Origin of the sequence: uncultured Acetobacteroides sp. (assembly GCF_963667355.2) — a bacterium.
GTDB lineage: Bacteria > Bacteroidota > Bacteroidia > Bacteroidales > ZOR0009 > Acetobacteroides.
This window is the reverse complement of the sequence record NZ_OY763328.2, coordinates 1,356,728-1,369,997: the sequence shown is the minus strand read 5'-3', so window position 1 is coordinate 1,369,997 and position 13,270 is coordinate 1,356,728. Positions and strand designations below refer to the sequence as shown.

The window sequence follows — 13,270 nt, the reverse complement described above, 5'->3', positions numbered from 1 at the left end:
TCTCAAATATTTACAAAACGTAATCTTTTCAAGCTATGTTTCCAAAAGAAGTCTATATAGAGCGTCGAAGCCGTCTCCGTAGCAAAATGCGTTCGGGAATTGCACTGTTTGTTGGTAATTTTGAAATGCCAATGAACTATCCATCCAACACCTACCGATTCCGTCAGGATAGTAACTTCCTTTACTTCTTCGGGCTCGATAATCCCGAATTGGTGGGGGTAATGGATTTTGATGCCGGTGTTGATAGCATCTACGGTAACGATATCGATATTGAGGACATCATCTGGATGGGACCTCAGCCAACTCTTAAAGAGCAAGCCGCTCAGGTAGGCGTTGCTGCGACTAGCCCTTTGGCAGAGCTTCAGGGAAAAATCAGCGCCGCCATCAAGGCTGGTCGTAAGATTCACTTCTTGCCACCCTATCGCCATCAGAATATGATGGTGCTTAGCGATCTTTTGGGCATTAGTTACAGCGTGCTGCGTGCGTATGCCTCTGTGGAATTGGTGAAGGCTGTTGTAAGCCTCCGTTCGATTAAGGATAGCTACGAGATTGCCGAAATCGATTTTGCCTGTAACGTTGGCTATCAGATGCACGTTGCCGCAATGAGGATGTGCAAGCCTGGCGTTTACGAGCGTGAGATTGCCGGATTTATAGAGGGTGTTGCGCTTCAGGGCGGCGGTGGCGTTTCTTTCCCCGTAATCCTATCGCAGCATGGCGAGACGCTGCACAACCACTACCATGGCAACTTGCTAGAGAGCGGTAGGCTGATGATTACCGATGCGGGGGCAGAGCTTGCATCGGGCTACGCATCAGATTTTACCCGTGTAACTCCTATTAGCGGTAAGTTCACCCAAAAGCAGAAGGACATTTACAACATTGTGCTTGCTGCGAATAATAATACAGCGATGCTGGCTAAGCCTGGTGTTAAGTATCAGGATGTGCACTTTGCTGCTGCCAAGACGATCACCGAAGGGCTGATGGCGCTTGGGCTTATGCAGGGCAACGCTGACGAGGCGGTGATGAATGGGGCGCATGCGCTATTCCTCCCTCATGGTTTGGGGCACATGATGGGGCTCGATGTTCACGATATGGAGGATCTTGGAGAGAACTTCGTTGGCTACGACGAGGAAACCTCGCGCATCGACCAGTTCGGAACGGCCTACCTTCGCCTAGGACGCCGTCTTGAGCCTGGTTTTGTGATCACCAACGAGCCTGGAATCTACTTCATCCCTGCTCTTATAGCGAAGTGGAAGAGCGAAAAGATCAACTCCTCGTTCATCAACTTCAGCAAGGTGGAGGAGTACCTCGACTTTGGAGGTATTCGCCTGGAGGATGACCTGCTGATCACCAGCACGGGATGCCGCCTTTTGGGCGAAAAGCGCGTGCCAATTACCATCGAAGAGGTGGAAGAGGCTGCTAAAAGCTAACGATATATTGTAGTTAATGGTGGAGAGCTGCTCGCGGTTGCGGGTGGCTCTTTGCTTTCAATCTGTAGAAATAATGAAGATTTGTGTTTACTGCGCATCGAGCAATAAGGTTGCCGAAAAGTACTTCGGCGTAGCCGAAATATTGGGCAGCCAAATGGCTAAGGAGGGGCATACCCTCGTGTACGGAGGCGGTTCGATGGGGCTTATGGGGCGCATTGCCGATGTTATGCTGGCGAATGGGGGACATGTTCGCGGGGTAATGCCCCGGTTTATGGACCAGGTGGAGTGGAGCCATAAGCGCATCAGCGAGATGGTGCTTGTTGAGGATATGCACGAGCGCAAGAAGCTCCTCGTAGAGGGTGTCGATGCCGTTGTGGCGCTTCCCGGTGGCTGCGGAACCCTGGAGGAGCTGTCGGAGGTGATTACCCTTAAGCGCTTGGGCAAGTTCACCAAGCCCATCATCATCCTTAACCTTGACGGGTTTTACGATCCGCTCCAGCTGCTGCTCGATAGGATGGTGGAGGAGCGCTTCATGCGCCCCGAGCATCAGCGCATGTACACCTTTGTTGAAAGGGCTGAGGATATCATCCCTGCCATAAAGAGCGCTCCCGTTTGGGATGTCGATGCCATAGCCTTCGCAGCGGTGTAGCTGCTGGCTGATAAGATATGGTCATCCACCGGCGGTCGAGCATTTTTTAGAGCGTTTGAGTGGTCACCCCTCAGCGGTCGAGCATTTTTTAGAGCATTTAAGTGGTCACCCCTCGGCGGTTGAGTATTTTTTAGAGCATTTAAGAGGTCACCCCTCGGCGGTCGAGCATTTTTCGGAGCATTTGAGTGGTCACCCCTCAGCGGTCGAGCATTTTTTAGAGCATTTAGGTGGTCACTCCTCGACGGGTGAGCATTTTTTAGAGCGTTTAAGTGGTCACCCCTCGACGGTTTAGCATTTTTTAGAGCATTTAAGTGGTCACCCCTCGGTGGTCGAGCATTTTTTAGGGCATTTAGGTGGTCATCCATCGGCAGCCATCAATTTTCTAGAATCTGGAGTAGCCATCAGTCCCATGGTGCCCGCATGCCAGAAGAGCCAGCACGTAAACGGGCTGGCTCTTCTGGCATGCGGTATTGGGCTACTGCTTGTCTGCAGCGGTGCTGTTGACTAGGTAGAAGAGGCGGGTGCCGTCGATCTCCTCGCTGCCAATGGGCTCTCCAACGATGGATGGCGCTTTCACCCCCTTAAAGAACAGCTTAGGGCCGTAGAAGATGCGCGCCTCGTCCCAGTAGCCAAGCGTAATTAGATTCTGCAGCGTTTTCGCTCCACCTTCGACGATGATGGACTGAATGTTTTTCTGGGTAAGGTAGTCGAGCATCTGCACTTCGGCATCCTTGGCGAAGTCGATGGACACCATTGTAAGATTGTCGATGTTTCCGAAGAGGTCTTTTCGGTTACTCGATCCCGAGTTTTTTCCGGTGAATACCACGGTTGGCTGGGAGCCATCGAAGATAGCCCTATCGTTTGGGGTAGCCAGCGTCCGATCAATAAGGATGCGGGTTGGGTTGCTCCCATGCCAGTAGCGCACGTTTAGCTGGGGATTGTCGTTAATGACAGTCTTGTTGCCTACGAGTATGCCATTTTCCTCGCTTCTCCAGCGGTGCACCAGCGTTCGGCAGGCGTTGTTGGTAATCCAGTTGGGCTCTATGGGCGAGTCTGGGGTGCGCTCGATGTCGATGAAGCCATCGAGGGTTTGCGCCCACTTTAGGATGATGTAGGGGCGCTTTTTGGTGTGGAAGGTGATGAACCTGCGGTTTAGCCACCTTGCCTCATCCTCAAGAACGCCAACGGTAACGTCTACCCCGTTGTCCCGCAGCTTTTGGATTCCGCTGCCGGCCACCTTCTCGAATGGGTCAACCATGGCAATAACAACCCTAGGAATCTGGTGCTCGATGATCAGGTCGGTGCAGGGCGGGGTTTTTCCGGTATGGCTGCAGGGCTCAAGCGACACGTAGAGGGTCGAATCGCGCAGCAGCGCCTTGTCCTCAACCGCATTTATCGCGTTCACCTCGGCATGCGCCTCCCCGTATTTGCGGTGATATCCTTCGCCAATGATTCTGCCGTTGTAAACAACCGCAGCTCCAACCATCGGATTTGGGGCCACGTTGCCCAATCCACCTTCAGCCAGCTCGAGGCAGCGCCTCATGTATTGCTCATGAACTTTGTTAGCCATCCCTTTTTATCTTACTTTTAAGAGCCGAAATTAGCAGATTTAGCAACGTAATCAAAGCCAATGAGCATAAAGAATCGCACCATATTTTGCCGCTACCAAAAGATGCTGGAAGCCATTTACCCAAGCCAGGAGGCGAAGGAGATTGTCTACAGGCTTGCCGAACATTTTTGGGGGATAAGTAGACCGAAGCTGCTCTTGATGCTCGACGAGGATGAAGATGCCGCCTTGGCTAAATATATTGATGCCTGTACAGAGCGGCTGCTCCAGCACGAGCCCCTGCAGTATGTGATAGGCGAGGTGGAGTTCTACGGATGCCGATTTAAGGTGAGCCGCAGCGTGCTCATCCCTCGCCCCGAAACGGAGGAGCTGGTGGATATCATCGTAAAGGATTGGGAGGGGAAAGCTCCAAGGATTGCCGATTTTGGAACCGGCAGCGGCTGCATTCCCGTATCGCTGGCAAAGGCGCTGCCCCATTCCGCTGTGCGCAGCATCGATATTTCTGCCGAAGCCCTAGAAATCGCCCGCGAAAACGCGCAGCTAAACGGTGCGGATGTCGATTTTGTGCTGGCAGATATGCGAGCCTACAGCGACAGCAGCAGCTACGACATCATCGTAAGCAACCCTCCCTACGTGATGAATTCCGAAAAGGAGCAGATGCGCGATAACGTGCTCCGCCACGAGCCCCATCTGGCGCTTTTTGTTGAAGATGGCAACCCGCTTGAGTTCTACATTCCGATAGCCGAATTTGCCTCCCGCTCGCTAGCTGCCGATGGAGTCGTCTATTTGGAAATAAACCAGCAGCTGGGGCCGCAAACCGCCGAGCTGTTTAGGGCAAAGGGAATGTGTGCCGAGGTGCGACAGGATATGTTTGGGGTCGATCGATTTGTAGTTGCGCGATGGAAGTAGAACGTCAGGGGAAAAGCCTCTCAAAGAAGGAGGCGCTAGAGCGCCTCGGGCAGCTGTGCTCAAAGCGCGAGGTGTGCATCTCGCAGGTAGAGGAGAAGCTCTACCGATGGAATGTAGATCTGAGCGATCGACCTAGCATCGTTGAGTTTCTTGTAGTCAATAGGTATGTTGATGATCGGAGGTTTGCCGTTGCCTTTGCCCGCGATAAGTTCCGATTCAGCAAGTGGGGCCCGCAGAAGATAAAGGTGCACCTACAGGCAAAGCGCATAGATGCCGAATACGTAGCCGAAGCGCTGCTGGAAGTTGATATGGATGAGCTGCCATCGGCTGTGGTTCGGGAGCTGCAGCGCAAGTCCGAGACGGTAAAAGCAAAGAACTCGTACGAGCTAAAGATGAAGCTGATTGCCGTAGGGTTGCGCAAAGGCTTTGCGTACGATCTTGTGAGCAGGGCGGTAGATCAAATCCTCGAAAAATAGAAAAGGCTTACCGAGGTAAGCCTTTTGTGGAGAATATCGGAATCGAACCGATGACCTCTTGCATGCCATGCAAGCGCTCTAGCCAACTGAGCTAATCCCCCATTGATTTGGTGATGCAAATGTATACCTTTTTTCGAATAGCACAAGAGGCTAGGTTGCTTTTTTTGGAAAAGGGAACTTCCGTGATGGTGCTATAAGAAATCTTGATCTATGTTTTAGCCTAAATTCTATTGCGAAGGCTGTAGAACAAAGGTATAGTACGGGCTGTTATTGGAATAAGGAGTTCTTAATAGAGCAGTCATGGAAATCAAAAAGTCACCAGTGGCAGATCTTGAGAATAAGCGATCTTTATTTCTTCAGCTAGGATTTGTTATGGCAATTGGCTTCTCCCTCTTTGCTTTCGAATTTGATTTTGGGGAGAAGCAAGACGCTCAGAACTACGAAGCCAAAGCCGTTGTGGCAGAAGAGGAGATTATTCCCCAAACTCAGCAAGAGCAGCAGGTACAGCAACAGCAGCCCCAATTTGTTCCTCAGCAGATCATGTCGGACGTGCTAAAAATTGTTCGGGATGAGGTAATGGTAAGCGATGAGATAAATCTTAACATGGAAGACACCAAGGAGGCTGCCCCAATCTCAATACCTACAGCAACTACAGTTACTGCAATAGCGGCAAAAAAGGAGGAGCCCATAGAAGAGGAGGAGGTCTTTTTTATTGCGGAGGATATGCCGTTGTTTAATGGGAAGGATGCTTCCGATAGTTTTAGGGAGTATGTGGCGAAGAACCTAAAGTATCCAGATGTTGCTGCTGAAAATGGCATTCAGGGAACGGTGTATATCCAGTTTGTTGTCGAACCTTCAGGAGCAGTATCGAATGTGAAGGTTCTTCGGGGTGTAGATCCTTCGCTAGACAAGGAGGCTGTTCGTATCGTTCAAGGTTCACCTAAGTGGACTCCCGGCAAGCAACGCGGAAAGCCTGTTCGTGTATCCTTTACCTTTCCCATAACATTCAAGTTGAACTAATCTTATAAAAGCGATACTAGGGAAAAGCGCTGAATTTCTCAGTGCTTTTTTGTTTACCTTTGTGCCATATTTAATCTGTAAGTATGGGATTTGAACCAACCAGCAACGCGCCAGTTCAGGAGACCGCCATTCTTGTTGGCGTAATTACCGACACGCAAACCGACTTCCAAACAAAGGAGTACCTCGATGAGCTTGAGTTCCTGGCTGAGACAGCCGGTGCTCGTACCATGAAAAAGTTCATCCAGCGCATGCATTATACAAACTCGAAGACATACGTTGGTTCTGGTAAACTTGATGAGATAAAGGCTTACATCGACGAGAACGAGATAGGGATGGCTATTTTTGATGATGAGCTTACCCCTTCGCAGCTAAGAAATGTGGAGCGCCATCTTAACTGTAAGGTGCTGGATCGAACCAACCTTATCCTCGACATATTTGCAGCACGGGCACAAACAGCCTATGCCAAAACTCAGGTAGAACTGGCGCAATACCAGTACTTACTTCCCCGATTGACCCGAATGTGGACGCACCTTGAGCGTCAGCGAGGGGGGATTGGCATGCGTGGTCCTGGTGAATCGCAGATTGAGACCGACCGCCGTATTATTCTCGATAAGATTTCGAGGCTAAAGGAGCAGCTGAAGAAAATAGACAAGCAGATGGCGGTGCAACGCGGCAATCGAGGAAGCCTTGTGCGTGTTGCGCTAGTTGGGTATACCAATGTGGGAAAATCGACCCTGATGAACTTGATTAGCAAGTCGGAGGTGTTTGCCGAGAATAAGTTGTTCGCAACACTCGACACAACGGTTAGAAAGGTCGTATTCGAAAACCTTCCCTTCTTGCTTTCCGATACGGTTGGTTTTATCCGAAAACTTCCACACCAGCTGGTAGAATCGTTTAAGTCTACGCTCGACGAGGTTCGTGAGGCTGATTTGCTCATTCACGTGGTGGATATCTCGCATCCAAACTTCGAGGAGCAGCTGAATGTGGTGAAGGAAACGTTGGCAGAGATCAAAGCTGGCGATAAGCCCGTTTACCTCGTGTTTAACAAGATTGATGCATATACCTACGTCCAAAAGGCAGAGGATGATCTTACTCCTGTGACAAAGGAGAACTGGAGCCTCGATGATCTTATGAATAGTTGGATGTACAAGGAGAATAATCCGGCAATCTTTATGTCGGCAAAGGAAAAGATGAACCTCGAAAAGTTCCGAACTGATCTGTATAAGATGGTGGCAGAGATTAGCCAGGGAAGGTACCCGTTTGGGAACTTCCTTTGGTAGGTTTGTTGCTTGTAATTCTTTTGAGGAAAGTAGAAAAGCAGTAGATATAAATGAAAGAAACCAGAATTCGTTAGAGTTCTGGCTTCTTTTATGGCGGTTAGTTTTGTTAAGCCTTAATAAAACCTTGCTTTAGCAGGTATATCGCAATTTGAACTGCGTTGGTTGCAGCACCTTTGCGGAGGTTATCGGCAACAATCCACATGTTAAGGGTGTTTGGGTGCGATAAGTCGCGACGAAGACGTCCAACAAACACATCGTTCTTGCCTTCGGCATAAAGTGGCATTGGGTAAACCTTGTTTGCAGGGTCGTCTTGAACAACAATGCCTTCGGTTTTCGAAAGAATATCGCGAATTTCATCAAGATCGTAGTCATTTGCGAACTCAACGTTTACCGCTTCGGAGTGACCTCCCTTTACGGGAACACGAACCGTTGTTGGAGATACGTTAATGGTATCGTCGCCTAGGATTTTACGAGTCTCGTTGATCATCTTAAGTTCCTCCTTGGTGTAGCCGCTTTCGGTAAACACGTCGATATGGGGAAGGCAGTTCATGTCGATAGGGTAAGGGTATACCATGTCGGCTTCCTCTCCGCTTCTTTCGGCAGACATCTGCTTAAGAGCTTTTGCCCCAGTTCCCGAAACGGACTGATAGGTGGAAACTACAACGCGCTTAATCTGATACTTTCTATGAAGTGGCGCCAACGCAAGTACCATCTGGATGGTAGAGCAGTTTGGATTGGCAATGATCTTGTCTTCGGCAGTTAGTTCTCCTGCATTGATTTCTGGAACAACCAACTTCTTAGTAGGATCCATGCGCCAAGCGGAGCTGTTGTCAACAACATAGCAACCGATCTCTGCAAACTTAGGAGCCCACTCTTTGGAAGCGTCTCCACCTGCAGAAAATATTGCAAGAACAGGTTTCATCCCCAAACCAGTTTGTGCATTAACTACTTTGTATGGTTTCCCTTTAAAGGTTACCTCTTTACCAACCGAACGCTCAGATGCGATTGGAATTAGTTCGCTTACCGGGAAATTCATTTCGTCGAGGACCTTGAGCATGACGCTTCCTACAAGCCCTGTCGCACCAAATACTGCTACTTTCATCGATTTTACTTTGATAGTGTGATAAATACTAGACAATTGTTTGGGGAAGTCAAAACAATTGCCGTAAATTTATGAAACTCATTAGAGGATGGAACAGTCTTAACTATATTTATTAATAACATATGGGATGTCGCTTTTTGCTGCTTGCATTACTGGGGTGTATTCCTTTCTCTTCTTTTAGCCAGTTTAATGATGATTTTTCGAAGAATTCTCTCGAAGGCTGGATTCAAAGCCCATCGAATAGGTGGAGTACGACTTTGGATAATATTAACCTTGTTCTCCATCATAGTTACGATAATTCTTCCTCTGGGCGTGACTATATTACGTCGAAGGTTACAGTTTCCTCCTATGAGAATGGCAAACTTACTTGGCGATTTCGGGTCAAGCATGGCTATTCGCCTTCTGCAAGTAACGGTTGGGCGTTTATATTGGCGTCAGATGCAGATGCTGCGCAGCTAAACGCATCTTCTCCTAGTCGAGCACTGGTTGTTGGTGTGAACCTTTCGGGTTCTGATGATTTGCTAAAGATTTGGGAGCAAACAACCTCTTCGGCAGGGAGTAAATCTGTTAAATTAATTGCAGTTACTACTCTAAACTGGGAAACCAGCATTGGAGCATCAATGTATGGTTACGTTGAGGTGGTTCGTAATGCTAATGGCGAGTGGAATGTTGGCTATTCAAAGGTGTCGTTTGAAGATATCACACGGCTAGCAGCATTCACTTATACTTCCACAATTCCTATTGGAAATCTTGGTGTTGTTTATTGGTATACCACTACTGCCGATCAAAAACTGTGGGTTGACGATGTGTCTCTTTCGTATACTGGGACGAATGTTGTCGATAAGAAGCCTGATTTTTCCAACGATACAACGTCTGTAATATCTGGCGTTGCAGTGGAAACTCTTGAGGCAACAGTTAAGAACGCACTCCCCGAAAGTGGAGTTGCCATTGCTTCCTTTAGTCTTAGTGATAGTAGCGGCGATAAGTTGCTTACTACCGTTAAATCTTTTGACCTTGCAATTACCTCCTCGAAGGTAGATGCTACGAAGGTAATTGCTGGTGCTACTTTACGGGTTGGTGATGAACGTAAGAGCTGCCGTATAGCCCAGTTGGCAAAAGATTTCTTACGAATCGAGGTCTTTGATGGTGCTCTTAAGGTTAACGAAGGCTGTAGCGCAGATGTTTCTCTTGGTCTGTACTTCAAACCTGAGGAGTTTACTGATTTAGGGAGCCTTTCCTTTACACTTAAAGGAGTATTTGCCGACAGCGCAGGTTCTATCTTCTCTACATTTAGACCAATTCATGTAAATACACTTAAGTTTCTTGTGCATGCTGATACGCTTATCTTCTCGAAAGTTCCATCGGCAGTTAAGCCCAACACCCTTTTTGATGTTACTGTAAAAGCGTGCGATAGTTTTGGTAATACTGATGCCGATTACGAGGGAAGCTGCCATCTACTTATTAAAGGAGCAAGCATTGCTCCGCAGAACCAGAAGTTTTCTTCTGGAATCGCCAAGTTTGCAGGAGTAAGGCTCTCAAAAAGTGGGGAATATTCGGTTGATGCATCTTCCGGTGATTTGAAGGTAACGAGAAAGCTTATTGTTGCTGATGACGATTCGTATTTAAAGGTGTCTTCTGCGGCGATTCCTGCTGTTGCTGCTACTTCTACATCCAGTTTCATCGATGTTCTAAAATTTTGGGTGGTGGATACAGGCTTTAGCGATACGCTTTGTACCCGTATTGCGCAGCTTACGCTACAAGCGGCAGATTCTCTCGGAAACCTTCTTTCAACACGGAGGGTAGATAGCGTGAAGATTTTTCTAAATGAAAGGCTGATTAACTTCTCTGGTATGTCTTTTACAGGAGGAAAGGTCGTTCTAAAGTTTACAGATCCGTTGTTGGTTATTCCCAACCGATCGCAGGGCGAGGTTACGGTAAAGATTAGGCTCTCGAAGCAACAGCAGATGATACCTTTCACTCTTTCGGTGCCTACCGACGGGATTGCTGTTAGCACAGGCTCTTCTCTTATTTCGAAAACTTGCAGCTACCCCATTCGCTCGTCGGTTATTCGCTACAATGTAGCTGCCGAGCGAATCCTAGTTGCTCCGCATCTTATTTTAACTACGTTGGATTCGCCAATCAACCTAAAGTGCCAGATATCCAATCGTGAGGGTGGCTTTGTTACTTCTTTTGCTGGGAAGGTGTCAACAGAACAGGTGGGCTTCCCAAAAGTGCAGCCAATCTTAAATCATGGTGCAATCAGTATTGGACCATTAAGGGCTAACAGAATTGGAGAATCTAGTATTCGAGTTGTGGTGAATGATTCTATTTCGCATAAAGCCCTGTTCTGCGTGGTTCGGCAGGTTGATACGCTGGTATCTCCTAGTGCAATTGCTGCAAAAATGGAGGGCTGGCAGCGGCAGACATTGGGTGGATACATACATTCGGGTGGCGAAGGTCAATCGCTGCTCTGCTACGCCATTCCGCCTACAGTAGGAGCGCGAAACACCCAATGGCATCTTCGCTTTAAGCTCGATAATGCGAATTTCTCCTCCGAAAACTACATGCGAATAGTTCTTCTTTCTGATAAAATGCCCCATAAGGATTCATCCTATAATGCAGTTGTTCTATCATATAAGAAAAGTGGAAGCAAGACTCTTTTTCATCTCGAAAACATTGTAAATGGACGAGTAATCAGCCGTTCCGACCCACTTTTTACCGATCGAATTGATGGAAAGGAGGCGGAAGCATACCTTCTTAAGGATGCTGATGGGCGTTGGAGTGGTGATTTCTATACGAATGGCTATTCATGTTGCCATTTTGAAAATATTTCAATGCCATTTGCTTCTGTTGCAGGATATAGCGGTGTTGAATACCATTGCTCTTCCTCGAATGTGGGGAAGATGCTGGTAGAAGCTTTTGATCTGGTAGGGTCGGAGCAGCATTTAAAAATTCTAGAAGGCTACTACTCCTCTAAGGGAAATGCCGAGTTGACGGTAAATCTGCCATTATCGGCTGGAGAGGGAGTGAAAGTGACTGCAACAGACTTGCAAGGTAGTACATCGCCAGTCTCCAATATTTCAGCAGAGGGCTGCAAACTGCATTTTCGTTTAGGCGATGCTGCTGCAATATCATCCTACAAGGTAAAGGTAATCTGTAGCGTAAATGGGCAAGCAGAATCAGATTCCGCTAACATTCATATCCGATCGGGATTAGAGTTGGGCGATGTTACCATTTCGGAGATCATGTCCGATCCTTCTCCTTCTGTAGGATTGCCCGAAGTGGAATACCTTGAGCTGTACAATCGCGTTGCCGATACGCTGCGTATCGATGGTTGGACGATTCGGGTTAATGGTAAAACGTGGCGATGCAACCATGCAAAGATAAATCCCTGCGGGTATCTTGCTATTTCTTCTACAAGTGGGGCTGCTGCTCTTGGCGCTTACTGCAATGCTGCCAGCGTCACCTATTTTGATGGACTGCCCAACGAAAAGGCTGATATTGCCATCATCAATTCACGGGGGAAGGTTATTGCTACATCAAGTTATAGCGGCGATTATCTTACAAAGGAAGGAATTCAAGGAGGTGTATCCCTCGAAAAGATTGATGTTGCCAGTATGGCAGAATGCCGAGAGAATTGGGTAGCCTCAAAGGATACACGGGGAGGTACTCCTGGCGCCGCAAATTCGGTCTCTGGAGAAATTGCAGATACGGCACCTCCTGAAGTAGAGAAGGTAACCATCGAAGGGGTAAATGTCGTGAGCCTTACCTTTAATGAGCCTGTTGTAGTAGGCGAACATTTCGCCATTCAGCTAGGAGATCGGTACGAAAAGGCTACATTCAGGCATAGTCCAGAGGCACCTCGGACGATTGTGATTACCCTGTTGAACGATTTGGAGCCGAATGTTTGTCAATTGCTTATGCTATCCGATGTTGTAGACTATTCGGGCAACACTTTTGCCTCGGAGATTCAGGTGGCGCTATGTCAGCCTCCCGTTAAGGGCGATCTAATCATTAACGAGGTGCTCTTTAATCCCGAAGGAGAATGCTCCGATTACGTTGAACTAGTAAATGCTTCTTCTAACCCTATCGATCTAGGCGAAGTCGTTCTTTGCCGAAGGAATGCAGCAGGAAAACTGGAGGAGGTTAAGCGGATTGCCGAGGCTTCGTACATTCTTCCATCGCAAGGATATGTGCTGCTTTGCTCCACTCCCGAAATTGTTGCGTTAAAGTATCCGCGAAGTAATCCAAAGTGCTTTAAAAAGCTTCTATCCATGCCGTCCTATCCTAATGAAGGGGGAGTGGTGGTGGTTGCCGATACGGCGTTAAGCGTTATCGACGAATTTGCCTACTCCGAAAAGATGCATTTTAAAATGCTTCCCACATTCGATGGCGTAAGCCTCGAGCGGATCAGCCTTTCGGAGCCGAAGTGGCAGTCGGCATCAAAGGAGTCGGGCTACGGAACACCTGGCGTTGAGAACTCGCAGCTGCTAACGTTCAGAAATACCGAGCATATTTTAAATCTGTCGTCAACAGTAATATCTCCCGATGGCGATGGAGTGAATGACTACCTCGCCGCATCGTATCTCCTGGCATCTGCCGGAACTGTGGCGGATGTCGATATCTTTACAGGCGAAGGCGTGCCGGTAAAGAAGCTCTGCCGCAACGAGCTGCTCGGAACTTCCGGGACAATCGTATGGGATGGCATCGCCGATAGCGGTGTTCGAGCATCGCGGGGAATCTATATTATGGTTACGAAGCTGGTTTATGCCGATGGACGCTGCAGCGAGGCACGGCAAGTTTTCTCGGTGGCCTATCGTTAGTCAACTTTTTTGGCCAT

The 13,270-nt window shown here is 48.2% G+C and carries 9 protein-coding genes and 1 tRNA gene; 7 read left to right on the top strand and 3 right to left on the bottom strand.

The window, feature by feature from the left end; translation table 11 throughout:
• Positions 1–35 precede the first annotated feature (35 nt).
• Both ACHZA1_RS05805 and ACHZA1_RS05800 read left to right on the top strand, forming a co-directional pair.
• Positions 36–1,427: an aminopeptidase P family protein gene (locus ACHZA1_RS05805; protein WP_320054287.1), complete on the top strand. Its 1,392-nt coding sequence runs from the start codon at positions 36–38 to the stop codon at positions 1,425–1,427.
• Positions 1,428–1,500: 73 nt separating this feature from the next.
• Positions 1,501–2,076: a TIGR00730 family Rossman fold protein gene (locus ACHZA1_RS05800; RefSeq protein WP_320054286.1), complete on the top strand. Its 576-nt coding sequence runs from the start codon at positions 1,501–1,503 to the stop codon at positions 2,074–2,076.
• Positions 2,077–2,551: 475 nt separating this feature from the next.
• On the opposite strand, the gene ribD is transcribed toward ACHZA1_RS05800, so the two are convergent.
• Positions 2,552–3,646 carry a bifunctional diaminohydroxyphosphoribosylaminopyrimidine deaminase/5-amino-6-(5-phosphoribosylamino)uracil reductase RibD gene (gene ribD, locus ACHZA1_RS05795; protein ID WP_320054285.1) on the bottom strand — a complete coding sequence of 365 codons (1,095 nt, stop codon included), beginning with the start codon at positions 3,644–3,646 and terminating at the stop codon, positions 2,552–2,554.
• 60 nt (positions 3,647–3,706) lie between these two features.
• Here ribD and prmC point away from each other — a divergent pair, with 60 nt between their 5' ends.
• Together prmC and ACHZA1_RS05785 are read left to right on the top strand one after the other, a co-directional pair.
• The gene (gene prmC, locus ACHZA1_RS05790) at positions 3,707–4,552 is read left to right on the top strand and encodes a peptide chain release factor N(5)-glutamine methyltransferase (RefSeq protein WP_320054284.1); all 846 of its coding nucleotides are present in this window, start codon (positions 3,707–3,709) and stop codon (positions 4,550–4,552) included.
• A complete protein-coding gene (locus ACHZA1_RS05785) occupies positions 4,543–5,028 on the top strand; it encodes a regulatory protein RecX (protein ID WP_320054283.1) in 486 nt (161 codons plus the stop codon). Before prmC ends, ACHZA1_RS05785 begins: the two co-directional genes overlap by 10 nt.
• Before the next feature lie 27 nt (positions 5,029–5,055).
• On the opposite strand, the gene ACHZA1_RS05780 is transcribed toward ACHZA1_RS05785, so the two are convergent.
• A tRNA-Ala gene (locus ACHZA1_RS05780) sits at positions 5,056–5,129 on the bottom strand.
• A gap of 199 nt (positions 5,130–5,328) precedes the next feature.
• Between ACHZA1_RS05780 and ACHZA1_RS05775 the strand changes: the two genes are divergently transcribed.
• Complete coding sequence (locus ACHZA1_RS05775) at positions 5,329–6,048, top strand: energy transducer TonB (RefSeq protein ID WP_320054282.1); 720 nt, start codon at positions 5,329–5,331, stop codon at positions 6,046–6,048.
• 83 nt (positions 6,049–6,131) lie between these two features.
• Positions 6,132–7,328, top strand: coding sequence for a GTPase HflX (gene hflX / locus ACHZA1_RS05770; protein ID WP_320054281.1), 1,197 nt, complete (start codon positions 6,132–6,134; stop codon positions 7,326–7,328).
• Between the two features lie 106 nt (positions 7,329–7,434).
• Here hflX and ACHZA1_RS05765 read toward each other — a convergent pair whose 3' ends face one another.
• Complete coding sequence (locus tag ACHZA1_RS05765; RefSeq protein WP_320054280.1) at positions 7,435–8,430, bottom strand: aspartate-semialdehyde dehydrogenase; 996 nt, start codon at positions 8,428–8,430, stop codon at positions 7,435–7,437.
• A 122-nt stretch (positions 8,431–8,552) separates the two neighbouring features.
• Here ACHZA1_RS05765 and ACHZA1_RS05760 point away from each other — a divergent pair, with 122 nt between their 5' ends.
• Positions 8,553–13,253 (top strand): lamin tail domain-containing protein, encoded by a 4,701-nt coding sequence (locus tag ACHZA1_RS05760; RefSeq protein WP_320054279.1) that lies wholly within the window; start codon positions 8,553–8,555, stop codon positions 13,251–13,253.
• Positions 13,254–13,270 lie beyond the last annotated feature (17 nt).

Bases quoted from the DNA above. Each gene is read 5' to 3' on its own strand.
- ACHZA1_RS05805 (WP_320054287.1), top strand. From the start codon at position 36: ATGTTTCCAAAAGAAGTCTATATAGAGCGTCGAAGCCGTCTCCGTAGC.
- ACHZA1_RS05800 (WP_320054286.1), top strand. From the start codon at position 1,501: ATGAAGATTTGTGTTTACTGCGCATCGAGCAATAAGGTTGCCGAAAAG.
- ribD (WP_320054285.1), bottom strand. From the start codon at position 3,646: ATGGCTAACAAAGTTCATGAGCAATACATGAGGCGCTGCCTCGAGCTG.
- prmC (WP_320054284.1), top strand. From the start codon at position 3,707: ATGAGCATAAAGAATCGCACCATATTTTGCCGCTACCAAAAGATGCTG.
- ACHZA1_RS05785 (WP_320054283.1), top strand. From the start codon at position 4,543: ATGGAAGTAGAACGTCAGGGGAAAAGCCTCTCAAAGAAGGAGGCGCTA.
- ACHZA1_RS05775 (WP_320054282.1), top strand. From the start codon at position 5,329: ATGGAAATCAAAAAGTCACCAGTGGCAGATCTTGAGAATAAGCGATCT.
- hflX (WP_320054281.1), top strand. From the start codon at position 6,132: ATGGGATTTGAACCAACCAGCAACGCGCCAGTTCAGGAGACCGCCATT.
- ACHZA1_RS05765 (WP_320054280.1), bottom strand. From the start codon at position 8,430: ATGAAAGTAGCAGTATTTGGTGCGACAGGGCTTGTAGGAAGCGTCATG.
- ACHZA1_RS05760 (WP_320054279.1), top strand. From the start codon at position 8,553: ATGGGATGTCGCTTTTTGCTGCTTGCATTACTGGGGTGTATTCCTTTC.